This is a genomic window from Streptomyces sp. NPDC002809, from assembly GCF_040295435.1.
In the GTDB taxonomy this organism is placed as follows: Bacteria; Actinomycetota; Actinomycetes; order Streptomycetales; family Streptomycetaceae; genus Streptomyces.
In genome coordinates this window covers 48,700-74,372 of record NZ_JBEOVJ010000004.1, presented here as the reverse complement: position 1 = coordinate 74,372, position 25,673 = coordinate 48,700, and the positions used below count along the sequence as shown (strand labels likewise).

The window sequence follows — 25,673 nt, the reverse complement described above, 5'->3', positions numbered from 1 at the left end:
CCGTGGTGGATCAGCGCGCGGCGTCGGATGCGGTGCATCGCAAGGCGGAGGAGCGTCCGCATACTGGATGTATTCGGGCGTTCCGACAACGCGGTGAGGTGCCGTAGCTGTTTCGTGCGCCCGCCAGGGATTGCGGGACAGCCCTCAGGCCGGTTCGGCCGGCTGCTGGGCGGCCTCGGGTCCGCCTGCGCTGACCAGCCCTGTCTCGTAGGCGGCGATGACGGCCTGGACACGATCACGGAGACCGAGCTTGGCGAGGATGCGGGCGACATGGGTCTTGACGGTCGTCTCGGCGAGGTGGAGACGGGCGGCGAGTTCGGCGTTGCTCAGTCCTCTGGCAAGCAGGCCGAAGACCTCCAGTTCGCGAGGGGTGAGCGACGCGAGGTCACGGTGCAGGGCGACGGAGTCGCTGCCGCGCCGGGCGAACCGCTGAACGAGGCGGCGCGTGATGGCCGGCGCCAGGAGGGCGTCGCCGGTACGGACCGTACGGACGGCGACGGTCAGGTGCTCGGGTGTGACGTCCTTGAGGAGGAACCCGCTGGCGCCGGCGGACAGCGCCGCGTAGACGTACCGGTCGAGGTCGAACGTGGTCAGGATGATGACACGAGGTTCGCCGGGGGCGCCGGTGAGAATGCGGCGAGTGGCCTCCAGCCCGTCCATCTCGGGCATCCTGACGTCCATCAGGACCACGTCGGGCCGCGTGCGTCGCACCGCTTCGACGGCCTCGGCCCCGTTGGCCGCCTCGGCGACGACGTCCATGCCGTTGGCGCCCAGGATCATCCGGAATCCGGTACGGACCAGCGTCTGGTCGTCGGCGAGGAGCACGCGCAGCGGCTCGGTCACAGTGCCTCCAGTGGGATCAGCGCCTCGACACGATAACCGCCGGTCAGGCGTCGCCCGGTGGTCAGGGTTCCGTCATGGACGGCGAGGCGCTCGCGCAGCCCGATCAGACCCCGGCCGTTCCCGGTGGGCGCGCCGGCGCCCGGGTGCCCACCGGTGTCGGCGACTTCCACCCGGAGCCGGTCCGGGCCGTATTCGACGGTGACGGCGGCGGTGGCGCCGGACGCGTGCTTCACGGTGTTGGTCAGGGCTTCCTGGACCACGCGGTAGGCGGCGAGTTCGAGACCGGGCGGGAGGGGACGGGGCGGGCCGGTCACGGTGAGCTCCACAGGAAGTCCGGTGTTCCGGACCCGTCCGACCAGTGTTTCCACCTGGTCCAGTCCGGGTTGTGGGGCCAGTTCCGCCAACGTATCGGCCAGCTCCGCGTCCTGGTCCGCCCCCTCGACCTCGTCGGCCATCGTGAGGAGTCCCATGACATGGCGCAGCTCGGTCATGGCAGCCCGCCCACCCGCCTCGACGGCGAGCAGCGCCTCGCCGGCCTGTTCGGGGGACGACTCCATGACGGTGCGGGCAGCGCCCGCCTGGATGATCATCACGCTGACGTTGTGCGTGACGACGTCATGCAGTTCGCGGGCGATCCTGGCCCGTTCGTGCTCGACCGCCCGGCGCAGCGCCTCGGCCTGCTCGCGTTCCAGCGCGGAGAGGCGGGTGCGACCCTCACCGGTTCGGAGCTTCCAGGTGCGCAGGCCGATGGCGGCGACGGCCATCGGAACCAGGATCAGCAGGACGATGTACTCGTTGGGGACGATCGGCGTGACCGAGTTCCCCGAAGTGCCGACCAGGACGACGGACACCGGCAGCGCCGCCAGGGTCGCCACCCGGCGCGGGCTGTACACCGCCGCGCTGTAGACGGCGATGACGAACGCGTAGAAGGTCAGCCGCAGGACGCTCTGCGGTGTCGCCAGGGTCGCGGCCGTCACGATGCACAGCACGGCGAGCGGGTAGCGGCGGCGCAACGCCAGGGCGCCCGAGGCGATGGCGGCCAGGGCCACCATGAAGGCCAGGCCGTCGGCGCCGGACGGGCGCGCCACGACGTACTCCACGCCGGGTGCGATCTCACGCACCACGATGTTGTCGGCGTTGTCGACGCCGTAGTAGACGGTGGTGACTCCGAGTGCCAGCGCCACCAGGGCGTCGAACCGCCGGGCGCGCGGGGCCGGCCGCAGCGGCGGGCCGCTCAGCAGACCGGCATCGAGGACCGTCCGGCGTGCGGAGTCCCGCAGCTGCTCCAGTGTCGTACGTACGTCCCTCACCGGTTCATTGTCGCCGCCGCGCGATCTCGCGGCGTCCGTCCCGATGGGCATTCCCACCGCACGGGATACATCACCCGCCTACATCGCAGGGATGACGTTTTCCGGGGCTCGTCCCGGCGCGGGACGGCAATGGGCCCGGGCGGACGATGCGGTCGGGCCGGACCCGCTCCTAGCGTTCACGCAGCCAACTGCCCGTACCCAAGGAGCGTCCTCATGACCACACCGGTGATCGAACTGCGCGGGGTGAGCCGCCGATACGACGACGGCCCGCCCGCCCTGGACGCGGTGTCGCTGACCGTTCGGCCGGGCGAGGCGGTCGCGATCCTCGGCCCTTCCGGTAGCGGCAAGTCCACGCTGCTCAATCTCGTCGCGGGCCTGGACCGGCCCGACACGGGGACCGTCACCGTGGACGGGGTGAGGGTGGATCAGCTGGGCGAGACCGGCTCGGCGCTGTACCGCAGGTCGAAGATCGGCATGGTCTTCCAGTTCTTCAACCTGCTCGACGACCTGACCGTCACCGACAATGTCGTCCTGCCCGCGCGCCTCGCGGGGATGGCGCGTGGCGAGGCGGACCGCCGGATGGCGGAACTCCTGGAGCTTCTGGGCATCGACCGGCACGCCCGGAGCTACCCGGGGCGGCTGTCCGGCGGCGAGCGGCAGCGCGTCGCTGTGGCCCGGGCGTTGATGAACCGGCCGGCGCTTCTCCTGGCCGACGAGCCGACCGGGGCCCTGGACACCGCCGCAGGACAGGACGTCAGCAGGCTGCTCACCGGCCTCAACGCCGAGGGCCAGACCATCGTGGTGGTCACCCACGACCTCGCTCTTGCCCGGTCCTGCACGAACCGCACGGTCGAGATCGCCGACGGACGGATCACCGAGGACGTCCCGACCCGGTCCGCCGCCTCGGCGGCCGCTGACGCGCGGGCCGCCCGATGAGCGCGCTCGGCAAGGTGGTGCGCTCGGGGGTGGGACGACGTCGGGTTCAGACCCTGGTGACCGCTCTCGCCACGATGATGGCAGTGGCCGCCTCCGTCCTCGGGGGAACGCTGCTCGTGGTGTCCGGCGCGCCCTTCGACGACGCCTTCGACAGGCAGCACGGGGCACATCTGTCCGTGCAGTTCGACGCGGGCAGGGCGAGCTCCGGACAGCTGACGGCGTCCGGGCAGGCCGAAGGAGTGAGCAGCGCGGCCGGGCCGTTCCGTACGGCAACAGTCATCCCGAAGTCGGACGCGGCGGGCCCCGGTTGGCCGATGACCGTGGTCGGCCGGAGCGGTCCCGGCCGGGACGTGGATGCGGTGGCGCTGCTCGAAGGGCGGTGGCCCACGCGCACCGGGGAGGTCGTGCTGTCCGCCGACTCCTGGCTCTTCCCGGCCATGGGCATGAAGCTCACCTTCCCCGCTCTGGCCGATGGTCCGGCCCTGACGGTGGTCGGTGTGGGCCGCTCGGTCACGCGGACCGCCGACGCCTGGGTGGTTCCCTCCCAGATGCCGGCGCTCACCGCGCCCGGCAGTGGCGGCCACCAGATGCTCTACCGCTTCACCGACGCGGGCACTGCCGCTCGGATCACCGCGGGCGGCAAGGCCGTGACGGGATCCCTGCCCCCGGGAGCGGCCGTCGGCGAACAGTCATGGCTCACCGTGAAGAAGTCCGCAGAGCGAGACACCGCCCTCTACGTACCGTTTCTCATCGCGTTCGGCGCCCTGGGCCTGGTCATGTCCGTGCTCGTCGTCGGCAACGTCGTCGCATCGGCCGTCGGTACGGGAACGCGTCGCATCGGCATCCTCAAAGCCATCGGCTTCACCCCTGCCCAGGTCGTGCGGGCCTACGCGGGACAGGCACTGATCCCGGCCGCCGTCGGCACGGCCCTCGGTGTCCTCGCCGGCCACCTGCTCGCCGTCCCCGTACTGGCCGAGACGGAGGAGGTCTACGGCACGTCGTCACTGACCGTCGCCCCCTGGGTCGACCTGTCGGTGATCGCCGGGGTGCTCGGCCTGGTGGCGGCGACGGCGTGGGCGAGTGCCGGGCGGGCCGGCCGGCTGCGTACGGTCGATGCCCTTGCCGTCGGGCGCAACGCTTCGCAGCGGCGCGGCCGTTGGGCCGTCCGCCTGGCCGGCCGGCTGCCGTTGCCGCAGCCGGTGTCGCTGGGCCTGGCCCGGCCCTTCGCGCGACCCGCCCGTGCACTGGCCATGGGCGCGGCGATCCTGTTCGGTGCGGTCGCCGTCACGTTCGCCGTGGGGATGGGCGCCTCGCTCGGTCAGGTGATGAAGGCCAAGGCACACGACGTCGCCGATGTCGTCGTGCCCGCGCCCCTGCCGGACTTCGGGCCCCAGGACCCCGGTGCGGCGAAGCGGCCGAAGGCGGATCCGGCCGCAGTCGCCGCGGCCGTCGAGGCCGCCGCCGGAACCGGGAAGCACTACGGCGCCGCGACGGTGCGGGCGACCGTGTCCGGCCTGACCGGCACCGTCGACGTGGTCGCCTTCACCGGCGACGCCTCCTGGGGCGGCTACACGATGGTCTCGGGCCGCTGGATCGACCGGCCGGGCGAGGCCGTCGTCCCGACGCCCTTCCTGGCCGCGACCGGCACCCGCATCGGCGACGCCATCACCCTGAACGGCCTGGCCCGGGCGGTCACCGTCCGGATCGTCGGCGAGGTACTCGACCCCCGCAACGACGGCATGCAGGTCTTCACCGACGCCACGACCCTCACCGCCGCACATCCGGATCTGACGGAATCGAGCCACCACATCGCGGTCACGTCAGGCACCGACGTCCCCGGGTACGTCGACGCGCTGAACAAGGAGCTGGCACCCCTGGGGGCAACAGCCCGGGCCGGTGGCCTCGACGCCGGCGGCGACATGGTCGTCACCCTCAACGCCCTGTCCGCGTTCCTCACGCTGATGCTCGTCGCCGTGGCCGCCCTCGGTGTGCTCAACGGTGTACTGCTCGACACCCGCGAGCGCATCCGGGAACTCGGTGTCCACAAAGCGCTCGGCATGACCCCCCGCCAGACCATCGCGATGGTCCTCACCTCGGTCGTCGTGACCGGACTTGCCGCGGGCGCCCTCGGCGTGCCGCTCGGCGTGGCCCTGCACGGCTGGGTGATGCCCGCGATGGGGGACAGCGTGGGGCTCCGCCTGCCCGATTCCGTCCTCGCCGTCTACCACGGGGCTCAGCTGTTCCCGCTCGTACTCGGCGGCCTGTTCATCGCCACCCTGGGTGCGCTCCTGCCCGCCGGCTGGGCAGCCAGGACCCGGACGGCCACGGCTCTGCGCACCGAATAGGCGGACCGGTCTCCACCGTCGGCGTTGAACGCGGAGCCGGGCCGGCTACGCCTCATCGGCCTCCTGGCCGGCGGCATCGTCGGCGCGGTCGATCTCGGCCGGGTGCTCCTCCGCCCGGGTCCGGCAGACCTGGGAGCGCGGATTCCAGGGACAGCCCGAGTCCGGGGAGCCGCCGGCACGGCGGAGCCCGGCCGCATACGGTCGCGGCCGGGCCGGAGCCGACGGCTGATCAGGATTCGGGACAGAGGGTCTTGCGCAGCCCGAAGTTGACGTGACTTCCGTCGTCATCGGTCAGCGTGATGCCGTCGTAGGAGAACCGCTGTGCGGCACTGTGGTCCGGGTCCGTCGCGCCGCCGTCAAGGGCCGCGCACTGGTTGCGGGCCGCGCTGATGGCTTTGTCCTCGTCATGAGTGAGGCTGCCGTTGACGTCATGGATGGCCTGGAGGACGGCGGAGCGCGCCGCGCCCGTGGGCTCGGGCGGAATGCCGGTGTTCCCGGCGCCGCTGCCGTCCGCCGCCTTCGACGCCTGGGGCGCGGTGCTCCTGACGGTGTCGGCCTTGCTGTCGCTGCCCTTGTCACTGCTGCAGCCAACGACGCCGACGGCGAGTATCGCGGCGATGGCCGCGGTCGTGGTGCGGATGCGCATGATTCCCCCTGGTGAGACACGAGTAGGGGCAATGGTGCGTCCGGCGGGGCGGCAGGGCCGCAGCGGTGACAGGGTTGTGACCCGCTGCGTACAGGTTGGTGCAGTGGCCCGGCCGCCCCGGCCCCTTCGCGTGGGGCGCCGGTCAGTCCGCCGAGGCGGCCCAGCCGTCCGCCACGATGCGCCGGGCGTCGCCCGGACGCCCCTCGTCGAAGACCGTACGTCGGCCGTCCTCGACCTTGATGGCGTCCACGTACACCCCCCGGCCGACGTACAGCTGATCCGTGGCGTACCGCCAGCGCAGTCGCGACTCCCCGCCGCTCCACTGCGCGAGGTCCGCGTCCAGCTGGTGCCAGACGCGGCCCGACCAGCCGGACACCGAGCCCTCGGGGTGCGGTTCGGGCCGCTCCCGGCCATGCTGTGAGGCCGGTTCGGTGGTGAACGGAACCGGCTGCCAGGTGGCTCCGGCGTCCCGCGAGGCCTCCAGGAACAGGAAGTCGGAGCCTGGCTCGGTGTCCCACCACAGCGCGCAACTCAACCGGGCACGCGAGGACGTGAGGGTGAGCGGCGGGAGCGCCAAGGTGGCCGACGACGCGCTTGCCAGACCGGAGAACCATGCCGTACGGCCCCGCGCAGGCCGGACCGCGACCGCCCGGGCCATCTGGTTGGCGGTGGCGACCCGCGGCGCGCTGCCCGAGCGCCAGCTGCGCACCGGGTGGACCGAGTTGCCCAGCACGATCAGGAACGAGTCCGTGGTCGGGTCGAGGACCAGACTGGTGCCCGTGAAACCGGTGTGGCCCGCCGTGCGCGGGGTGGCCATCGCGCCCATGTACCAGTGCTGGTAGAGCTCGAAGCCGAGGCCGTGCGCGTCACCGGGGAACGCGGTGTTGAAATCGGTGAAGAGCAGGTCCACCGATGCGGCCGAGAGGATTCTCGCGCGGCCGTAGGCGCCGCCGTTGAGCAGCGTCCGGGCGAGGATCGCCAGGTCCCAGGCGCAGGAGAAGACCCCGGCGTGGCCGGCGACACCGTCCAGGCTGTACGCGTTCTCGTCGTGCACCTCGCCCCAGACCAGCCCGCGTTCCAGCCCGGACCAGGGGAGCCGGGCGTCCTCGGTCGCGGCGATCTTCGGCTTCCAGGAGGCAGGTGGGTTGTACCGGGTGCGCTGCATCCCGAGCGGAGCGGTGATCTGTTCGCGGAGCAGTACGTCCTCGGTGCGGCCGGTGATCTTCTCCAGGATCAGTTGGAGCGAGATCAGATTGAGGTCGGAGTAGAGGTACACCGTGCCGGGCGGGTTCGCCGGCACCTCGTTCCAGAGCAGCTCCAGCTTTCCCTCCCGTGTCGGCGCCTTGTAGAGCGGGATCCAGGCCCGGAATCCCGAGGTGTGCGTGAGCAGCTGACGAACGGTGATGTCCTGCTTGCCGCCGCCGGCGAAGTCGGGGAGATACGAGGCGACGGTCGCCTCCAGCTCCAGCGTGCCGCGCTCGATCTGCTGCACGGCCAGGATCGAGGTGAACAGTTTCGACACCGACGCCAGGTCGAAGACCGTGTCCTCGGCCATGGGGATCTGCTGGTCCGCCGGGAACTCCACACCGGTGTCGGTCTTCTCGTCGTACGCCGCATAGCGGACGGCCTTGCCGATCGGCCGGTGCAGTGCCACCGTCCCGCCCCGTCCCGCGAGCAGCACGGCGCCCGCGTACCAGGGGTGTTTGGGCGAGTCGGCGAGGTATCTCTCCGCCTCGGTGACGAGCCGGTCGAGCGGCTCCTGCAACAGCCCCGCACGGGCGGCCGATCCGCGCCGCAGCGTCGGCCTGTGCCCATCCGCCGGCGTCCCCGCCGCGGTCCCTGCGCTCATCTCCGACGACCCCGCCCCCGACTCCGTGGCAGACGCCGCCGCCGCGAACGGAATGGGCGCCAGGGCGAGTGCTCCGCCCAGGGCCAGCATCCCACCGCCCAGCCTCCGCCGGCTGATGCCCCCGCCCATCGTGTCCTCGGTCATCCGGAACCCCTTCCCCATGCCTGAAAGTAACTTTCGAAATATCTTCCGAGCGTGAAACTTCCTGCCGAACCAGAGGGTACTGTCACCCCCCGCCGTCCCGTAGGCCCCGGAGTCACAAAGAATCTGACACTGCATCAGAAAATCTCTTCCCTCGTCCGTCGGACTGCGGCATCCTGCCGCCCATGGAGACGGAGCTGAGTCAAAAACTGGGGATCGAGCACGCCATCTTCGGCTTCACGCCGTTCCCGGCGGTGGCCGCGGCCATCACCCGGGCCGGTGGATTCGGCGTACTCGGCGCGGTCCGCTACACCGCCCCCGACGACCTCGCACGCGACCTCGACTGGATGCAGGAACACACGGACGGCAAGCCCTACGGCCTCGACGTCGTCATGCCCGCCAAGAAGGTGGAGGGCGTGAGCGAGGCCGATGTGGAGGCGATGATCCCGCCAGGCCACCGGCAGTTCGTCCAGGAGACCCTCGCCAAACACGGCGTCCCCGAACTCGCCGAGGGCGAGGCGTCGGGCTGGCGCATCACGGGCTGGATGGAGGAAGTCGCCCGTAACCAGCTCGACGTGGCGTTCGGCTACCCCATCAAGCTCCTCGCCAACGCGCTGGGCTCACCGCCCGCCGACGTCATCGCCCGCGCCCACGACCAGGACGTCCTCGTCGCCGCCCTCGCCGGAAGCGCCCGGCACGCCCGGCACCACGCGGACGCGGGCATCGACGTCGTCGTCGCCCAGGGATACGAGGCGGGCGGCCACACCGGGGAGATCGCCTCCATGGTGCTGGTCCCGGACGTCGTCGACGCCGTCGGCCCGCTGCCCGTCCTCGCGGCGGGCGGCATCGGCAGCGGCGAACAGATCGCCGCGGGACTCGCCCTGGGCGCCCAAGGCGTCTGGCTCGGCTCCCTCTGGCTCACCACCGAGGAGGCGGACATGCACTCCCGGGCGCTGACCGCCAAACTCCTCGCTGCGGGCTCGGGCGACACGGTTCGCTCCCGCGCCCTCACGGGCAAACCCGCGCGGCAGCTCCGTACCGAATGGACCGACGCCTGGGACGACCCGTCGGGACCCGGCACCCTGCCCATGCCCCTCCAGGGACTCCTGGTCGCCGAGGCCGTCTCCCGTATCCAGAAGTACGAGACGGGCGCCCTGCTCGGCACCCCCGTCGGCCAGATCGTCGGCCGGATGAACACCGAACGCAGTGTGCAGGCCGTCTTCGACGACCTGACCCGCGGCTTCGAACGAGCCGTCGACCGCATCAACCGCATCGCCGGACGGAGCGCCTCATGAACCAGCCGCCCAACGGCTTCTGGGCCCAGGCCACCGCCGACCCCGACCGTACGGTCCTGGTCGCACCCGACGGCGAGACGTGGGCGGCGGGACGGCTGCACGCCGAGGCCAACCGCATGGTCCACGGCCTTCGCGCGGCCGGCCTCGAAGAGGGCGACGCCTTCGCCGTCGTCCTGCCCAACGGTGTCGAGTTCCTCACCGCCTACCTCGCAGCCTCCCAGGCCGGGTTCTACCTCGTCCCCGTCAACCACCACCTCGTCGGGCCCGAGATCGCCTGGATCGTCTCCGACTCGGGCGCCAAGGTGCTCATCGCCCACGAGCGCTTCACCGAGGCGGCGACCGCCGCCGCCGACGAGGCGAAACTGCCTGCGAGCCATCGCTACGGGGTCGGTGCCGTCGACGGCTTCCGCCCGTACGCCGAACTGCTGGAGAACCGGCCGGTCTCGCCTCCGGAAGGGCGCACCCTCGGCTGGGTCATGAACTACACCTCCGGCACCACCGGCCGCCCACGCGGCATCCGCCGGCCGCTGCCCGGAAAGCTCCCCGAGGAGAGCTACCTCGGCGGGTTCCTCGGCATCTTCGGCATCAAACCGTTCGACGGCAACGTCCATCTGGTCTGCTCACCGCTCTACCACACCGCCGTACTGCAGTTCGCGGGCGCGGCCCTGCACATCGGCCACCCGCTCGTCCTGATGGACAAGTGGTCGCCCGAGGACATGCTGCGGGCGATGGACACGCACCGCTGCACCCACACGCACATGGTCCCGACCCAGTTCCACCGTCTCCTCGCCCTCCCCGACGAGGTCCGGCAGCGGTACGACGTCTCGGCGATGCGCCACGCCATCCACGGTGCGGCCCCCTGCCCCGACCACGTCAAACGGGCCATGATCGACTGGTGGGGGCGCTGCGTGGAGGAGTACTACGCGGCCAGCGAGGGCGGCGGCGCCTTCGCCACCGCCGACGACTGGCTGAAGAAGCCGGGCACCGTCGGCCGGGCCTGGCCCATCAGCGAACTCGCGGTCTTCGACGACGACGGCAACCGGCTCGGACCGGGCGAGCTGGGCACCGTCTACATGAAGATGAGCACCGGCGGCTTCAGCTACCACAAGGACGAGGGCAAGACGAGGAAGAACCGCATCGGCGACTTCTTCACCGTCGGAGACCTCGGCATCCTCGACGAGGACGGCTACCTCTTCCTCCGCGACCGCAAGATCGACATGATCATCTCCGGCGGGGTGAACATCTACCCCGCCGAGATCGAGAGCGCACTGCTCACCCACCCCGCCGTCGCCGACGCCGCCGTCTTCGGCATCCCGCACGCCGACTGGGGCGAGGAGGTCAGAGCCGTCGTCGAAGCCGCCGAGGGGCATGAGGCGGGCGACGAGCTCGCCGCGGAGATCCTCGGCCACTGCGCCGGGCTGCTCGCCGGGTACAAACGACCCAAGACTCTCGGCTTCATCACGACGATGCCCCGCGACCCCAACGGCAAGCTGTACAAACGGCGGTTGCGCGAACCGTACTGGGAGGGGCACCGGTAGGAGGGTCCGGCCCACCGCGCGGGCCCCGGCCGGTTCTGGCAGCGTATGGCCCATGAACACGAGCGCGACGATCCGGGCACTGGCGACCCGGTGGACCGTGGTCGTGCCGCTGGTCGCCGCGCTCGCGCTGGTGTTCAGCCGGGGGCGCGAGCTGCCGCCGTTCGCCGTCGCGGTGGTCGCGCTCTGCCTCGCCGGCGCCGTTCTGGCCGCCGTGCATCACGCAGAGGTGATCGCCCACCGTGTCGGTGAGCCGTTCGGCTCGCTCGTGCTGGCCGTCGCGGTGACCGTGATCGAGGTGGCGCTCATCGTCACCCTCATGGTGGACGGCGGTCCCAAGACGTCGGCGCTGGCGCGGGACACCGTCTTCGCAGCGGTGATGATCACCTGCAACGGCATCGTCGGCCTCTCGCTGCTGGTGGGGGCGGTCCGCACCCGCGTGGTCGTCTTCAACGCGGAGGGCTCCGGCGCCGCCCTCGCGACCGTGGCGACGCTCGCCACGCTCAGCCTGGTACTGCCCACCTTCACCATCGGCAAGGCAGGGCCCGAGTTCTCCTCCGCCCAGCTCACCTTCGCGGCCGTCGCCTCCCTGTTCCTGTACGGCCTGTTCGTCGCCATGCAGACCGTCAGGCACCGCGAGTACTTCCTCCCGCTCACCCAGGACGGAAAGCTCAAACAGGAGGACCACCGCGCGACGCTGCCCGGAAGGGGAGCCACCGCGCTCAGCCTCACCATGCTGCTCGTGGCCCTGGTCGCCGTGGTCGGCGACGCGAAGGCCGTCTCGCCTGCCATCGAGTCCGGGGTGGAGGCCGCCGGTATGCCGCAGGCCGTCGTGGGTGTCGTCATCGCGCTGCTGGTGCTGCTGCCGGAGACCCTGGCCGCCGTACGGGCGGCACGCCGCGAGCGCATCCAGACCAGCCTCAACCTGGCGCTCGGCTCGGCGATGGCCAGCATCGGCCTGACGATCCCCGCCATCGCGCTGGCCTCGATCTGGCTGTCCGGACCGCTGCACCTCGGGCTGAGCGCCACCCACATGGTGCTGCTCGCGCTGACCGTGGTGGTCGGCGCGCTCACCGTCGTACCGGGGCGCGCCACCCTGCTCCAGGGCGGCGTGCACCTGTCGATCTTCGCCGCGTTCGTCTTCCTCGCGATCAGCCCCTGACCGCGGAGGCGCAGGGGCTGACCTCGGGCCGGAAGCCGTTACCGGTGCTCGTGCACCCGCACCACCTCCAGCGCGGGCGAACGCGCGATGTCCTTCTCGCAGAACCGGGACGTCACCCAGCGCTCACCCGAGAACAGCTCGGTCTGATCGCTGGAGTGGGCGGATGCCGGATTCGACGACTGCGCGTACGTGAGCAGGGTGCGCGCCACCGGACACGGACCGCCGTCCCAGCCGACCGCCTGGATGTAGCTGGAGCCGGTCGAGACGTCCGTGTACCCGCCCGCTGACGCGTCCCACACGCCCTCGGTCTTGTTCCAGATGCCCAGGGACTCCGTGCCGCCGCCGATCGGAATGCGCCGCTCGCCCCGCAGCACCGACTGGTGCTCGCCCAGCGGCGCGTCCAGTGCGATGCCCAGACCTCTCAGCTCGGCCACCGTGTCGGCGAGTGCCGCGAGGACGCGCGGCGCCGAGGTGTCGAGCGTGTTCGGCGTACCCACCGGGTCGGCGGGGGAGAACGGCACCTTCCACAGCTCGGCCGCCGGCACGGCCACCGCCCTGCGCCAGAACCGGTCGAAGAGCAGCGCCCCCCGGCTGCCCGTGTCGACCTTCCGGTCCCAGTCGCGCAGCACCGGGCAGGCCGCCGACACGTCGACCGGCGTGCCGGTGCTCCCGGGTGTCGTGCCACCGGGCAGCGCCGCACAGGCGCGTGCCAGACCGGACGCCGCCAGGTCACCGGCCGGCGCCCGGTTCGCGAACTGCTGACGCTGCAGATCGGCGACGGTCAGCCGGCCGCGGGCCGCCATCGCGGACACGTCCTCGACGGCGCCGCGGGTCCGCATGGAGCGCGGTGCGGCGACCGTCCCGAAGACGCGTTCGTAACCGGTCAGCGGAGCATCGGCGTTCGTCAGCCAGGCACTGTCGTTGGAGTTCTCGACGTACGGCGCGTTCTCCACGGTCGGCATCCGGCCCGGGCCGAAGATCCCGGGCTGTACCGCGTCCGGGTCCGACCCCGGTGCGCAGTCGCTCCGCGAGCCGTCCAGCACGGCGAGTCCTGACGTGGGGTACGTGGCCCTGCCCAGAGGTGTCGAGCACCGCTGCGCGAGGTCGTCCGTGATCCTCGGCAGCACCTGCGACTGCGAGAACAGCGTGTGCCCGGAGGAGTCCGCGGCGATCGTGTTGACCCACGGCAGCCCTTGCGTACGGCGCAGCGACTCCTTGATCCCGGCCGTGCTGCGAGCCTTGCTGAAGCCGAGCGCGGTGTCGCCCGAGCGCAGGTTCACCGCATTGGGATCGCCCAGCGCGTACGCGGCCGTCCGCGTCCACGGCAGTGGGAGCCCCGCACCGAGCGAGGTGACGACCGGTCCGTAGCGGGTCCACCACTGGGTCCGCGTCACCTCCCCGCCGCCCTCGACCGCGACGGAGACCGTGCGCTTCGTCATGCGGTGCGGACTTCCGTCCACGAGATACACGGTCGGGTCGGCCGGATCGAGGGTCAGCTGACGCAGGTCGAGGGTGACGCCCGTGGCCACCGTATGGCTCCACGCGACGTCGGCGTTGTGTCCGATCGACATGGTCGCCGAGCCCAGCAGCGAACCGCCCGCCACATTCAGCTCACCGGGGATCGTCTGCTGCGACTGCCAGAACCGGCGCCCGCCCTGCCAGGGATAGTGCGGATTGCCCAGCAGCAGCCCGCGGCCGCCCGCCGTCGTACTGCCGCGGAACGCCACGGCGTTGGACCCCATGTCCGCGTTCTGCGTCGACAGCAGCCGTGCCGCCGCGTCCGCCGCCTCGCCGGGGGACGGCGAAAGTGCCGGGGGAGCGGGTGCCGGTGCGGCGGGCGGCTGCGCGGCCGTGATGCCGTCGATGCCGCGCCCCTGACCACCGAGCACGGAGAGGGCGAAGGCGCGCTCCGCGACATCGAGCATGGTCACCGGGCGTACCCAGCGGGCGCCCCGGCAGGCCGGGTCGGTGATCCGGTTCTGTGTCAGCCAGGCGTTGTAACCCGCCGCCCAGCCGCGCTGGAGTTCCTTCACCGCCCGGCCAGGCCCGGCCGGGGCCGGAACCTTCAGCAGCTTCTCCACGGTGTGGCTGTCGCGAATCCCGCGGAAGTACAGATCGCTGGAGAGATTCTTCGTCGCCGAGGACAGCGAACCGTCCGGCGCCGCGTCCGGTCCGAAGTACCGGGACCGCTCCCCGCGCAGCGTGACGAAGCCGTCGGCGAGCGTGCACACCTGGTCTGCGGCCTGCGCCCAGCCGTTGCCGAAGCCCAGGCCGGCGTAGTCCTTCGCCACGATGTGCGGAATGCCGTACTCGGTGTAGCGGATCACGGCGGAGAGCCCGCCGCCCGACGGATGGTGGGTGCGGATGGTGAGCGCCGAGGCCGGCGGCAGTGACGCCGACACGGTGAACAGCGCGAGACCGGATACGGCGAGAATCCTCAGACGGTTCCGGAGGGGCAACGGTCCTCCCAACTCTGCTGGTGCGAAAGACGGTTACTCAGGAGTTCGAGATGTCATGGGCAACTCAGCCAGCAGTCCTGTACGTGTGTCAACATCCCGGCCGGTATCCAGACCCTTGACCGCTGGGCCCCGGCCGCACAGGATCACGCCATGACCGGTGTACGCAGCAGCACAGTCGACGGTGTCGTGACCCGCAGCGCACGGCGCACCCCCGAGCGCACCGCCCTGCGGTACGCCGACCGGGCCTGGACCTACCGCGGGCTCGACGAGGCGGTCAGCACCGCGGCCGCCGTCCTCATGGACGGCCACGGACTGCGCCCGGGGGACCGGGTCGCCTCCTACGCCCACAACTCCGACGCGTACCTGATCGCGTATCTCGCCTGCGCCCGCGCCGGACTGGTCCATGTGCCGGTCAACCAGAACCTGACCGGTGAGGACCTCGCGTACATCCTGAGCCAGTCCGGCAGCGCACTGGTCCTCACCGACCCGGACCTCGCCGGCCGCGTCCCGCAGGGGTACGCCGTACGGCCGCTCCGCGACGCCGACGGCTCCCTCCTGGCCGAACTCGGCACCCCGCGGCCCTTCACGCCGGTGCACGAACCGGCCGCGGACGACCTCGTCCAGCTGCTCTACACCTCCGGCACCACCGCCCTGCCCAAGGGCGCGATGATGACGCACAGCGCCCTCGTCCACGAATACGTCAGCGCCGTCACCGCCCTCGATCTGCGCGCCACCGACCGTCCCGTGCACGCACTGCCGCTCTACCACTCCGCGCAGATGCACGTGTTCCTGCTGCCCTACCTCGCGGTCGGCGCCGAGAACACGGTGCTGGACGCCCCCGACGCCGCCCGGATCTTCGACCTCGTCGAGTCGGGACAGGCCGACACCCTCTTCGCCCCGCCCACCGTCTGGATCGGCCTCGCCAACCACCCCGACTTCGCGGTCCGCGACCTCGGGGGGCTGCGGAAGGCGTACTACGGGGCGTCGATCATGCCCGTCCCGGTGCTGGAACGTCTCCGTGAACGCCTTCCGGCACTCGCCTTCTACAACTGCTTCGGCCAGAGCGAGATCGGCCCCCTCGCCACCGTCCTGGGACCGGACGAGCACGAGGGCCGGATGGACTCCTGCGGCCGGCCCGTCCTCTTCGTCGAGGCCAAGGTCGTCGACGAGAACGGCAAGGACGTCCCCGACGGCACGGCCGGCGAGGTGGTCTACCGCTCGCCCCAGCTGTGCAGCGGATACTGGGAGAAGCCGCAGGAGAGCGCCGAGGCGTTCCGTGACGGCTGGTTCCACTCCGGCGACCTCGCGGTACGCGACCCGGAGGGGTACTTCACGGTCGTCGACCGGGTGAAGGACGTCATCAACTCCGGCGGAGTCCTCGTCGCCTCCCGGCAGGTCGAGGACGCCCTCTACACCCACCCCGCCGTCGCCGAGGCGGCGGTCATCGGACTGCCCGACGAGCGCTGGATCGAGGCCGTCACCGCCGTCGTCGTCCTGCGCGGGGAGGCGACCGAGGCCGAACTGATCGGCCACGCCCGCGACAGGATCGCCCACTTCAAGGCCCCGAAGAGGGTCGTGTTCGTGGACGGGCTCCCGCGCAACGCCAGCGGAAAGATCCTCAAGAGGGAGCTCCGCGACCGCTTCGCCTGAGTTCGCGGGTCAGCCGAGGGACTTCCCTGCGACAGGGGACGGGCCGCACACCCTGTCGCAGGGAAGTCCCTCACCCACGGACGCGCGCGACGCCGGCGTGGAAGCTCCCGCCGGCACCCCTGCTCCCCGGGACAGCTGCGCCCTGATGCAGGCGAGGCCTTCGGGCGACGGTCAACTGCCCGGCCGTTCCCGCTCGTCCACGATCCGCCGGAACTTTCCGACCGACCTCTCGAGCGTCTCCGGATCGAGGATCTCCACCCCGACCGAGACCCCGATCCCGTCCTTGACCGCCGCCGCGACCGACGCGGCCGCCGCCGCGCGCTGCTCCGGAGTCGCCCCGGTCCGCGCCTCCGCCCGAACCGTCAGGACGTCCAGCCTGCCCTCGCGGGTCAACCGGAGCTGGAAGTGCGGCGACACCCCGGGCGTACGGAGCACGATCTCCTCGATCTGGGTGGGGAAGAGGTTCACCCCGCGCAGGATCACCAGATCGTCACTGCGTCCGGTGACCTTCTCCATACGCCGGAAGACGCGGGCCGTGCCCGGCAGCAGCCGGGTCAGATCCCGGGTCCGGTAGCGGATCACCGGCATGGCCTCCTTGGTGAGCGAGGTGAACACGAGCTCACCCTCCGCACCCTCGGGCAGCACCTCACCGGTGAACGGGTCGACCACCTCGGGATAGAAGTGGTCCTCCCAGATGTGCAGGCCGTCCTTGGTCTCCACGCACTCCTGCGCGACGCCCGGGCCCATCACCTCGGACAGCCCGTAGATGTCGACCGCGTCGATCGAGAAACGCTCCTCGATCTCGCGGCGCATCTCCTCCGTCCACGGCTCGGCCCCGAAGATCCCCACCTTCAGTGACGTCGACCGCGGATCGACGCCCTGCCGCTCGAACTCGTCGAGGAGCGTCAGCATGTACGACGGCGTCACCATGATGATCTCGGGCCGGAAGTCCTGGATCAGCTGGACCTGTCGGGCCGTCATGCCGCCCGAGGCCGGAACGACTGTGCAGCCGAGCCGCTCCGCCCCGTAGTGAGCGCCCAGCCCGCCGGTGAAGAGGCCGTACCCGTAAGCGACATGGACCTTCTGCCCGGGGCGTCCGCCGGCCGCCCTGATCGAGCGGGCCACGACGTCCGCCCAGGTGTCCAGATCCCCCTGGGTGTAGCCGACGACCGTCGGGCGGCCGGTCGTCCCGCTGGAGGCGTGAATCCGCCGCACCTGCTCCTCGGGCACCGCGAACATCCCGAACGGATAGTTGTCACGCAGATCTGCCTTGGTGGTGAACGGAAACCCGGCCAGGTCGGCAAGGGAACGGCAGTCGTCCGGATGCAGCCCCGCCCGGTCGAACGCCTCCCGGTAGTGGCCGACCCGGTCGTACGCATGGCGCAGAGTGGCCCGCAGCCGCTCCAGCTGGAGCGCCTCCAGCTCCTCGCGGCCCATCCGTTCCGCCGCGTCCAGCAGAGCCGTCATGAGGATCTCCCTTTTCCTGTGCGCACCGTACAGTCGACCGATCATTCGGTCGTTCCTTCCGGGAGCAGTAATTCAGGATCTTCCACCAGGTGGCAAGAGGGGCGACGCATCTCGTGCGCGCCGCCCCGCCGGGAGTAAGGCTCGCCACGCCCCGCAGCCTCGTGCCGTACGGCCACCGAGGCCGTACGCCCGGCTCGAAGACCGTCACGGCCACCCGCGGCCGGGGCGTCAGCGAACCCCGCACCTCGTCCGGGAGCACGTCCCCGTCCCGCGCCCCCGCGTGCGCGTCGACGTAGGGGCACCCGCCTCGATGCGTCCCCCGTCGGACCGGTATGCAGTGATCCACCCCTGCGCACGGCACTCGCCGGACGCCGTCCCGCATCGCAAATACGCCCGTACCGAACACGGCTGCGTCACCTGGTCGGCCCTGTTTGGATGGGTGCATGCCGACTTTCCGTACGTACGACGGGACCGAGCTCGCCTATCACGTCATGGGGGAGGGCACACCGCTGATCTGCCTGCCCGGTGGCGCGATGAGAGCCGGCGCCTACCTCGGCGACCTCGGCGGACTCTCCGCCGTACGTCAGCTGGTCGTCCTCGATCTGCGCGGGACGGGCGACTCCGCCGTACCGGACGACGTCTCCACCTACCGTTGCGACCGGATTGTCGAGGACGTCGAGGCACTGCGCCGGCACCTCGGCCTCGAACGCATCGATCTGCTCGCCCATTCGGCGGCCGGGAACCTTGCCGCCCTCTATGCCGCGCGCCACCCACGGGCCCTGCGCAGTCTCGTCCTTGTCGCCCCCGGCACCCAAGCCACCGGTTTCGCCTTCGTGGAACGCGAGGCCCGGGAGGCCGCCGCCCTGCGCAGCTCGGAACCCTGGTACGCGCAGGCGCTCCCGGCTCTGGAGGAGATCTGGGCGGGACACCTCACGGACGAACTACGCGCTGCCGCAAGGCCGTTCCTCTACGGCCGCTGGGACGCGGCCGCACAGGCGCACGCCGCCCTCTCCGCGGAGCAGATCAACGCCGACGCGGCACGGCGCCATTACGGGCCGGGAGCATTCGATCCGCCCGCGACGGTCGAGGCCCTGCGCGGGTTCCCGGCCCCGGTGCTCGTCCTCGCCGGCGAGTACGACGGCGTGACCACGCCCGACCGTGCCGCCGAACTGGCGGCGCTCTTCCCGGAGTCGGAGTTCGCCGTGCAACGCGGCGCCGGCCACTTCCCCTGGCTGGACGACCCCGGGGCGTTCGTCCGTACCGTCACCGCATTTCTGGACCCGGACGTGCACAGTGTCCAGGCCGGCGGGATCCGGCTCGCCTACCGGGTGTGGGGGGACCCGTCCGCACCACCCGTCGTCCTCGTCCACGGACGCTCCGGCGACAGCACCACCTGGACCACCGTCGCCGAACGCCTCGCCGCCCGGCACCGGGTGTACGCCTTCGACTTCCGCGGCCACGGACTCAGCGACTGGACCGGCCGCTACTCCTTCGAGCTGTTCCGCGACGACCTGCACGCCTTCCTGGAGGTCCGCAACCTCTCAGGTGCCACGGTCGTCGGACACTCCCTCGGCGGCGCCGCCGCCTATCTGCTCGCCGAGCGGCAACCCGGACTCATCGGCCGCCTCGTCATCGAGGAGCCGCCGCCGCCGTTCCCGCTCGACCCGCCCCGCTCACCCGTCGAACACCCCGGCGGAGAGCTGGACTTCGACTGGCACGTCGTGACTTCCACCGACGCCCAGCTCAACGAACCCGATCCCGAGGGCTACGAACGCCTCGGCGAGATCACCGCGCCCACGCTCGTCATCGGCGGCGGACCCAGGAGCCAGATCGCCCAGGAGGACCTCGCCCGGATGGCCCGGCAGATCCCCGGATCACGGCTCGTCACCATAGACGCGGGCCACCTCGTGCACATCGAACGACCGGAGGAGTTCCTCGCCGCCCTCCGGTCGTTCGATGTCGGCTGAGCCCCCGGAGCCCCGCCCTGACGCGGCGTCAGTCCCGGTGCAGCAAAGCCACCATGACCTCGTGCAGCGCCGCCTCGGCGTCCTCGACGCCCGACGTCGCACGCCAGGCGACGAACCCGTCGGGACGCACCAGCACGGCGCCCCCGGCGCCCGTCCCGTGCGCCTCGGCCCAGTCGGCACCGGCTTCCGGCTCCAGATCGCCGCCCGGCCCTGTGCCGATCCCGAAGGCGTCGAGCCGCGCCCCGAGCCGGTCGCCGACCCGCGATGCCGCCTGCCGCCACGCCACGTCCGCCGCGTCGGTCAGCAGGACGAACGACCGCTCGTACAGATCCAGCGTGGAGATCCGCTCTCCGGCCCGGCGCACCCACAAGTGCGGTGCCCTGCTGCCCGGTTCACCCGTCAGCTGGACACCCTCGGGCACTACGGGCCGGTCAGGGCCGATACCCAGCACGGCGCCGTCCACATAGCGGTAGCCCAGCGCCACGTTCAGCATCCCGCCCCGCTTCCCGCCGCCCACGGTCGGCGGCGCCGCGTAACCCGGGTGGCTGTGCTCACCGGAACGCGCCGAGGCCCGCTCGCTCGTCGCGCGTGCCACCGGCCGCCGCTCCGCCTCGTACGTGTCCAGCAGACCCGGACCCGCCTCACCGCGCAGCACTGCCGCGAGCTTCCACGCCAGGTTGTGCGCGTCCTGGATGCCGGTGTTGGAGCCGAACGCACCCGTGGGCGACATCTCGTGCGCCGAGTCGCCGGCGAGGAACACCCGGCCCCGGGCGTAGCGGTCGGCCACCCGCTCGGCCGCGTGCCACGGCGCCTTGCCGGTGATCTCGACGTCGATGTCCGGCGCCCCGACGGCCTTGCGGATGTGCGCCGCACACCGCTCGTCCGTGAAGTCCTCCAGGGTCTCGCCCCGGCCCGGCTGCCACGGCGCGTGGAACACCCACTCCCGCTCGTTGTCCACCGGCAGCAGCGCACCGTCGGCCTCCGGATTGGTCAGGTAGCACACGATGAAGCGCCGGTCGCCCAGGACATCGGCCAGACCGCGGGAGCGGAACGTGATGCTGACGTTGTGGAACAGGTCACCCGCACCCGAACGGCCGATGCGCAGCTGCTCGCGGACCGGACTGCGCGGACCGTCGGCGGCGATCAGATAGTCCGCCCGCACCGTGGTGTGTTCACCCGTCTGCCGGTTCTTCAGGGCCGCGGTGACACCTGAGCCGTCCGGGTCGAACGACATCAGCTCGGTGGAGAACCGCAGATCGCCGCCCTGTTCCCGGGCCCGGTCCAGGAGGACGGGCTCCAGGTCGTTCTGACTGCACAGGCACCAGCCGCTCGGGCTGAAGCGGGCGAGTGCGCCACCCGGGTCGATTTCCTTGAACAGCCACTCCTGGTCGTCACCGGTCAGTGAACCGGCTTGCAGAATCCCGTGGTTCTCCGCCAGGACCGACGCCGCCGCACGGATCTGCGGCTCCACCCCCGCCCGGCGGAAGATCTCCATCGTGCGGACGTTGTTGCCACGGCCGCGCGGATGCGTCGAGGTGGCGGCGTGCTTCTCGACCAGCAGGTGCTCGACGCCGAGCCGGCCGAGGAAGAGGGACGCGGACAGGCCCACCAGGGAGCCGCCCACGATGAGGACCGGTACTTGGACGTCGACGTTCTCGTTCATGAGTTGCTCCAGCTCGGACGTCGTACAGATGCAGTGTTCATGCCCTTGTCGGAGCCTCGTCGGAGCGGTTCGGACGCCCGCTCACCTGAACGGTTCATAAATCTCGCGTCAGCCGGACCAGCGTTTCACGATCGGTCACGGAGACGTCGCCCGCGGTCCGGGCGGACCGTGCGCATCCGCCGGGAGATTCCCCGCTCCGCCCCCACTTGACGGTTCCCCGCCGGCCCGGCCGGTTCGCCCTCGTCTCGAAGGAGTTCGCAAGATGACCACCACCCTCTCGGAACGGACCTCCCAGTCCGCCTTCGACGGATCAAGGCTGCGGGTCATCCTGCTGCTTGACCTGCACGACGGCGCCCAGAAGCAGTTCCTGGAGGCGTACGAGCACATGCGCAACCAGGTCGCCTCGATCCCCGGTCACATCAGCGACCAGCTGTGCCAGTCCATCGAGAACCCGTCCCAATGGCTCATCACCAGCGAGTGGGAGAGCGCGCCGCCCTTCCTCGCCTGGGTGAACAGCGAGGACCACGTCGCCACGGTCCAGCCCCTGCACAGCTGCGTGCGCGACACCCGCTCGCTGCGCTTCAGCGTCCTGCGCGAGACCGGAGCGGCCTTCGAGGAGAGCTTCGAGCCCGTCAAGGGCGGTCTCCAGGCCGCGCCCCGCCTCGGGGACGGGGTGGTGCGCCACGCGCTGACCTTCACCGTCAAGCCGGGAACCGAGGAGATCGTCGCGAAGATCCTCGCCGACTACGACTCCCCGCAGGCCCGGGTCGACGAGCACACCCGACTGCGCCGCACCTCGCTCTTCATGCACGGCAACCGCGTGGTGCGCGCGGTCGAGGTCGAGGGCGACCTCCTCGCGGCCCTGCGCCACGTCTCCCGGCAGCCCGAGGTCCGGGCCGTCGAGGAAGCGATCAACCCGTACCTGGAGCAGGACCGCGACCTGGCCGACCCCGACTCCGCCCGGATGTTCTTCACCCGGGCGGCGCTGCCCACCGTCCACCACGTGACGACGGGCCGCCACGCAGCCGGGGAGCACAAGCGCCACGCGCTGTTCTACCAGGCCAAGGAGGGCTGCGGCATGGCGCTGGCCCGCCTCCTGGCCGAGCACGACGAGGAGGAGGCCGACAACACCGGCAGCCGCATCGAGAGCAGCACGATCTTCCAGCGCGACGACGTCGTGGTCCGCCTCCTCGAGATGAGCGGCCCGCTCGACGCGCAGCCCGCCCAGGCGCTCGGCATCCACGGGCCCGGCAAGGCGGCCCGGCTCGCCCGTCTCCTCGACGGTGAGGCGAACGCCGCGCCGACCACGGACCAGGACGCCGCGCGCTTCCTCGCCCGGTCCGAGATGCGACTCATCACCGACCGTCGGGCCGCGGAGTCCTGAGCCGCGCAGCAGCACCCTGGGGGGTTCTCGCTCAACCCGTCGACACAACGCGCAATGCGCCAGGAGGAAAGCAGCCATGACCATGCACCGGCCACGCATCGTGGACCTCAGCGAGACCGAGCCCAACCGCAGGCGCGGAGGTGACCTGCGCGCACTGCTCACCCCAACGGCCGTGGGAGCCACCAGCGGCTTCATGGGACTGGCCATCGTTCAGCCCGGCGACCGCATCGGCGAGCACTACCACCCGTACTCCGAGGAGTTCGTGTACGTGGTGAACGGGCTCCTGGAGGTCGACCTGGACGGTGAACCGCACGCGATGCGGCCCGACCAGGGACTGCTGATCCCCCCGCACGTCCGGCACCGCTTCCGCAACGTGGGCGATGTCGAGGCGCGCATGGTGTTCCACCTCGGCCCGCTCGCCCCGCGCCCGGAACTCGGCCACGTCGACACCGAGGTCACCGAGTCGGCCGAGCGGGGCGCGCCCCCAGAACGAACCGAGGCCGCGTCATGACCCGGCGCGTGGCCGTCACGGGTGTCGGCGTCGTCGCCCCGGGCGGCATCGGCACCCCGGCCTTCTGGGACCTCCTGTCCAACGGCCGCACAGCGACCCGGGGCATCACCCTCTTCGACCCGGCCGGCTTCCGGTCCCGGATCGCCGCCGAGTGCGACTTCGACCCGAAGGCGCACGGACTGGACGAGGAGGAGGTCGCCCGCGCGGACCGCTATGTGCAGTTCGCGATGGTGGCCGCCCGTGAGGCACTCGCCGACGCGGGCCTCGACCCGGAGCGGACCGACCCGTGGCGCATGGGCGTCTCGCTCGGCACCGCGGTCGGCGGCACCACCCGGCTGGAGCACGACTACGTCGCCGTCAGCGGCAGCGGAGCACGCTGGGACGTCGACCACCGTCCGGCAGGGCCCCATCTGGAACGCGCGTTCTCACCCAGTTCGCTGGCTGCGGCGGTGGCCGAACAGGTCGGCGCGCACGGACCGGTGCAGACCGTCTCGACCGGCTGCACCTCCGGTCTGGACGCGATCGGCTACGCCTTCCACTCCATCGAGGACGGCCGCGTCGACGTGTGCATCGCCGGGGCGTCGGACTCTCCGATCACTCCGATCACGGTGGCGTGCTTCGACGCGATCAAGGCCACCTCGGCCAACAACGAGGACCCGGAACACGCCTCCCGGCCCTTCGACTCCCGCCGCGACGGCTTCGTGATGGGTGAGGGCGGAGCCGTACTGGTCCTGGAGGAACTGGAGCACGCCCGCGCCCGCGGTGCGACGGTGTACTGCGAGATCGCGGGCTACGCGACCTTCGGCAACGCCTACCACATGACCGGGCTGACGCCGGAGGGTCTGGAGATGGCCGAGGCCATCAACCGGGCGCTCGGACATGCCGGGATCGCCGCCTCGGACATCGACTACGTCAACGCGCACGGCTCGGGCACCAAGCAGAACGACCGGCACGAGACCGCCGCCGTGAAGCGGGCGCTCGGCGCACACGCGCACGACGTACCGATGAGCTCCATCAAGTCGATGGTCGGTCACTCGCTCGGGGCGATCGGCGCGATAGAGATCGCCGCCTGCGTACTCGCCCTTGTCCACCAGACCGTGCCGCCCACGGCGAACTACGAGTCCCCGGACCCCGAGTGCGACCTCGACTACGTGCCCCGCACCGCACGTCCCCTGAAACTGCGCAGCGTCCTGTCGGTCGGCAGCGGATTCGGTGGATTCCAGTCCGCGGTGGCGCTGACCAGAAGCGGTGGGAGGACACCATGAGTACCCGCAAGGCCCGGCAGACCGTAGTCACCGGCATCGGCGTCGTCGCCCCCAACGGCACGACCACCGAGGCCTTCTGGAAGCGGACGCAGGAAGGCATGAGCGTCCTGGACCGGGTCACCCGTGAAGGGTGCGAGGAACTGCCGCTGCACGTGGCCGGCGAGGTCAGGGGCTTCGACCCGGTCTCGCTGATCGAGGAACGCTACCTCGTGCAGACCGACCGCTTCACGCACTTCGCGATGGCCGCGGCCGACATGGCTCTGGACGACGCCCGGCTGGGCCGCGCCGACTACGAGGACGCGCCGTACAGCGTGGGAGTGGTGACCGCCGCCGGCTCGGGCGGCGGCGAGTTCGGCCAGCGCGAACTGCAACGGCTGTGGGGCCAGGGCTCCAAGTACGTCGGCCCCTACCAGTCGATCGCCTGGTTCTACGCGGCCAGCACCGGCCAGATCTCCATCCGCGGCGGCTTCAAGGGGCCGTGCGCGGTGGTGGCCAGTGACGAGGCCGGCGGCCTCGACGCCCTGGCGCACGCCGACCGTTCCGTACGGCGCGGCACCGATGCGGTGGTGGTCGGCGCGGCCGAGGCCCCGCTCGCGCCCTACTCCGTCGTCTGCCAGCTCGGCTACCGCGACCTGAGCGCAGCCGAGGAGCCGACGCGGGCCTACCGCCCGTTCACCTCGGAAGCCTGCGGGTTCGTGCCCGCCGAGGGCGGCGCCATGTTCGTGGTCGAGGAGGAGGGAGCGGCGCGGGAGCGCGGCGCCCGCGTCCGGGCCGAAATCGCCGGGCACGCAGCCACCTTCACCACCGCGATGCGCTGGGAGGAGTCCCGCGAGGGGCTCGCCCACGCCATCGAGGGCGCGCTGAGGGAGGCGGGCTGTGCGCCCGAGGAGATCGATGTGGTCTTCGCGGACGCACTCGGCGTGCCCGCAGCCGACCGGGCCGAGGCGATGGCACTGGCCGACGCACTCGGTGCCCACGGCCGACGCGTCCCCGTGACCGCACCCAAGACCGGTATCGGACGGGCCTACTGCGGAGCCCCCGTCCTGGACACGGCCGCCGCCGTCCTCGCCATGGAGAACGGCCTGATCCCGCCCACGCCCAACGTGTTCGAGGTGTGCCACGACCTCGACCTGGTCATGGGCCGGGCCCGCCCCGCCGAACTGCGCACGGCCCTCGTGCTCAGCCGCGGCCTCATGGGCTCGAACGCGGCGCTGGTGCTGCGGCGCCCCGCGTGAGCCCCACCGA

18 protein-coding genes are annotated in these 25,673 nt (G+C 71.4%); 11 read left to right on the top strand and 7 right to left on the bottom strand.

What is annotated here, in order from left to right; all coding sequences use genetic code 11:
• Positions 1–144 precede the first annotated feature (144 nt).
• Positions 145–843 carry a response regulator gene (locus ABT025_RS04015; protein ID WP_350989560.1) on the bottom strand — a complete coding sequence of 233 codons (699 nt, stop codon included), beginning with the start codon at positions 841–843 and terminating at the stop codon, positions 145–147.
• Positions 840–2,204, bottom strand: a complete 1,365-nt coding sequence (locus ABT025_RS04010; protein ID WP_350989558.1) for a sensor histidine kinase — start codon at positions 2,202–2,204, stop codon at positions 840–842. The genes ABT025_RS04015 and ABT025_RS04010 overlap by 4 nt, the downstream gene beginning before the upstream one ends.
• Before the next feature lie 162 nt (positions 2,205–2,366).
• Here ABT025_RS04010 and ABT025_RS04005 point away from each other — a divergent pair, with 162 nt between their 5' ends.
• Together ABT025_RS04005 and ABT025_RS04000 are read left to right on the top strand one after the other, a co-directional pair.
• Complete coding sequence (locus ABT025_RS04005; protein WP_350989556.1) at positions 2,367–3,089, top strand: ABC transporter ATP-binding protein; 723 nt, start codon at positions 2,367–2,369, stop codon at positions 3,087–3,089.
• On the top strand, positions 3,086–5,434 hold the full coding sequence (locus tag ABT025_RS04000) for an ABC transporter permease (protein WP_350989554.1): 2,349 nt from the start codon (positions 3,086–3,088) through the stop codon (positions 5,432–5,434). The genes ABT025_RS04005 and ABT025_RS04000 overlap by 4 nt, the downstream gene beginning before the upstream one ends.
• A gap of 229 nt (positions 5,435–5,663) precedes the next feature.
• On the opposite strand, the gene ABT025_RS03995 is transcribed toward ABT025_RS04000, so the two are convergent.
• Together ABT025_RS03995 and ABT025_RS03990 are read right to left on the bottom strand one after the other, a co-directional pair.
• Positions 5,664–6,080 carry a hypothetical protein gene (locus tag ABT025_RS03995; RefSeq protein WP_350989552.1) on the bottom strand — a complete coding sequence of 139 codons (417 nt, stop codon included), beginning with the start codon at positions 6,078–6,080 and terminating at the stop codon, positions 5,664–5,666.
• 142 nt (positions 6,081–6,222) lie between these two features.
• Entirely contained in the window at positions 6,223–8,073 is a 1,851-nt protein-coding gene (locus tag ABT025_RS03990) for a serine hydrolase domain-containing protein (protein ID WP_350989549.1), read from the bottom strand.
• Between the two features lie 182 nt (positions 8,074–8,255).
• Between ABT025_RS03990 and ABT025_RS03985 the strand changes: the two genes are divergently transcribed.
• Genes ABT025_RS03985 through ABT025_RS03975 form a run of 3 tightly spaced genes read left to right on the top strand, consistent with a single transcriptional unit; the run spans position 8,256 to position 12,062 of the window.
• Positions 8,256–9,365 carry an NAD(P)H-dependent flavin oxidoreductase gene (locus ABT025_RS03985; RefSeq protein ID WP_350989547.1) on the top strand — a complete coding sequence of 370 codons (1,110 nt, stop codon included), beginning with the start codon at positions 8,256–8,258 and terminating at the stop codon, positions 9,363–9,365.
• Entirely contained in the window at positions 9,362–10,903 is a 1,542-nt protein-coding gene (locus tag ABT025_RS03980) for an acyl-CoA synthetase (protein WP_350989544.1), read from the top strand. The genes ABT025_RS03985 and ABT025_RS03980 overlap by 4 nt, the downstream gene beginning before the upstream one ends.
• Before the next feature lie 52 nt (positions 10,904–10,955).
• Positions 10,956–12,062: a calcium:cation antiporter gene (locus tag ABT025_RS03975; protein WP_350989542.1), complete on the top strand. Its 1,107-nt coding sequence runs from the start codon at positions 10,956–10,958 to the stop codon at positions 12,060–12,062.
• A 38-nt stretch (positions 12,063–12,100) separates the two neighbouring features.
• On the opposite strand, the gene ABT025_RS03970 is transcribed toward ABT025_RS03975, so the two are convergent.
• Positions 12,101–14,521 carry a penicillin acylase family protein gene (locus ABT025_RS03970; RefSeq protein WP_350989540.1) on the bottom strand — a complete coding sequence of 807 codons (2,421 nt, stop codon included), beginning with the start codon at positions 14,519–14,521 and terminating at the stop codon, positions 12,101–12,103.
• Positions 14,522–14,671: 150 nt separating this feature from the next.
• On the opposite strand from ABT025_RS03970, the gene ABT025_RS03965 reads away from it, so the two are divergent.
• Positions 14,672–16,171, top strand: a complete 1,500-nt coding sequence (locus ABT025_RS03965; protein WP_350989538.1) for an acyl-CoA synthetase — start codon at positions 14,672–14,674, stop codon at positions 16,169–16,171.
• A 171-nt stretch (positions 16,172–16,342) separates the two neighbouring features.
• Here the strand turns inward: ABT025_RS03965 and paaK are convergent, their stop codons facing one another.
• Positions 16,343–17,638 (bottom strand): phenylacetate--CoA ligase PaaK, encoded by a 1,296-nt coding sequence (paaK, locus tag ABT025_RS03960; protein WP_350989536.1) that lies wholly within the window; start codon positions 17,636–17,638, stop codon positions 16,343–16,345.
• A 443-nt stretch (positions 17,639–18,081) separates the two neighbouring features.
• Here paaK and ABT025_RS03955 point away from each other — a divergent pair, with 443 nt between their 5' ends.
• A complete protein-coding gene (locus tag ABT025_RS03955) occupies positions 18,082–19,605 on the top strand; it encodes an alpha/beta fold hydrolase (protein ID WP_350989534.1) in 1,524 nt (507 codons plus the stop codon).
• A 28-nt stretch (positions 19,606–19,633) separates the two neighbouring features.
• Here ABT025_RS03955 and ABT025_RS03950 read toward each other — a convergent pair whose 3' ends face one another.
• Positions 19,634–21,268 (bottom strand): FAD-dependent oxidoreductase, encoded by a 1,635-nt coding sequence (locus ABT025_RS03950; protein WP_350989532.1) that lies wholly within the window; start codon positions 21,266–21,268, stop codon positions 19,634–19,636.
• A 262-nt stretch (positions 21,269–21,530) separates the two neighbouring features.
• Here ABT025_RS03950 and ABT025_RS03945 point away from each other — a divergent pair, with 262 nt between their 5' ends.
• The 4 genes from ABT025_RS03945 to ABT025_RS03930 all read left to right on the top strand — a co-directional run bounded on the left by ABT025_RS03945 (position 21,531) and on the right by ABT025_RS03930 (position 25,663).
• Positions 21,531–22,652 carry a SchA/CurD-like domain-containing protein gene (locus ABT025_RS03945; protein ID WP_350989530.1) on the top strand — a complete coding sequence of 374 codons (1,122 nt, stop codon included), beginning with the start codon at positions 21,531–21,533 and terminating at the stop codon, positions 22,650–22,652.
• A 76-nt stretch (positions 22,653–22,728) separates the two neighbouring features.
• Positions 22,729–23,163, top strand: coding sequence for a cupin domain-containing protein (locus ABT025_RS03940; RefSeq protein WP_350989528.1), 435 nt, complete (start codon positions 22,729–22,731; stop codon positions 23,161–23,163).
• Entirely contained in the window at positions 23,160–24,428 is a 1,269-nt protein-coding gene (locus ABT025_RS03935; RefSeq protein WP_350989526.1) for a beta-ketoacyl-[acyl-carrier-protein] synthase family protein, read from the top strand. Before ABT025_RS03940 ends, ABT025_RS03935 begins: the two co-directional genes overlap by 4 nt.
• A complete protein-coding gene (locus ABT025_RS03930; protein WP_350989524.1) occupies positions 24,425–25,663 on the top strand; it encodes a ketosynthase chain-length factor in 1,239 nt (412 codons plus the stop codon). The genes ABT025_RS03935 and ABT025_RS03930 overlap by 4 nt, the downstream gene beginning before the upstream one ends.
• The last annotated feature ends 10 nt before the right edge of the window (positions 25,664–25,673 follow it).

Bases quoted from the DNA above. Each gene is read 5' to 3' on its own strand.
- ABT025_RS03990 (WP_350989549.1), bottom strand. From the start codon at position 8,073: ATGACCGAGGACACGATGGGCGGGGGCATCAGCCGGCGGAGGCTGGGC.
- ABT025_RS03995 (WP_350989552.1), bottom strand. From the start codon at position 6,080: ATGCGCATCCGCACCACGACCGCGGCCATCGCCGCGATACTCGCCGTC.
- ABT025_RS03940 (WP_350989528.1), top strand. From the start codon at position 22,729: ATGACCATGCACCGGCCACGCATCGTGGACCTCAGCGAGACCGAGCCC.
- ABT025_RS03955 (WP_350989534.1), top strand. From the start codon at position 18,082: ATGCCGACTTTCCGTACGTACGACGGGACCGAGCTCGCCTATCACGTC.
- ABT025_RS04005 (WP_350989556.1), top strand. From the start codon at position 2,367: ATGACCACACCGGTGATCGAACTGCGCGGGGTGAGCCGCCGATACGAC.
- ABT025_RS03965 (WP_350989538.1), top strand. From the start codon at position 14,672: ATGACCGGTGTACGCAGCAGCACAGTCGACGGTGTCGTGACCCGCAGC.
- ABT025_RS03985 (WP_350989547.1), top strand. From the start codon at position 8,256: ATGGAGACGGAGCTGAGTCAAAAACTGGGGATCGAGCACGCCATCTTC.
- ABT025_RS03950 (WP_350989532.1), bottom strand. From the start codon at position 21,268: ATGAACGAGAACGTCGACGTCCAAGTACCGGTCCTCATCGTGGGCGGC.
- ABT025_RS03945 (WP_350989530.1), top strand. From the start codon at position 21,531: ATGACCACCACCCTCTCGGAACGGACCTCCCAGTCCGCCTTCGACGGA.
- paaK (WP_350989536.1), bottom strand. From the start codon at position 17,638: ATGACGGCTCTGCTGGACGCGGCGGAACGGATGGGCCGCGAGGAGCTG.
- ABT025_RS03935 (WP_350989526.1), top strand. From the start codon at position 23,160: ATGACCCGGCGCGTGGCCGTCACGGGTGTCGGCGTCGTCGCCCCGGGC.
- ABT025_RS03980 (WP_350989544.1), top strand. From the start codon at position 9,362: ATGAACCAGCCGCCCAACGGCTTCTGGGCCCAGGCCACCGCCGACCCC.
- ABT025_RS04000 (WP_350989554.1), top strand. From the start codon at position 3,086: ATGAGCGCGCTCGGCAAGGTGGTGCGCTCGGGGGTGGGACGACGTCGG.
- ABT025_RS03975 (WP_350989542.1), top strand. From the start codon at position 10,956: ATGAACACGAGCGCGACGATCCGGGCACTGGCGACCCGGTGGACCGTG.
- ABT025_RS04010 (WP_350989558.1), bottom strand. From the start codon at position 2,204: ATGCCCATCGGGACGGACGCCGCGAGATCGCGCGGCGGCGACAATGAA.
- ABT025_RS03930 (WP_350989524.1), top strand. From the start codon at position 24,425: ATGAGTACCCGCAAGGCCCGGCAGACCGTAGTCACCGGCATCGGCGTC.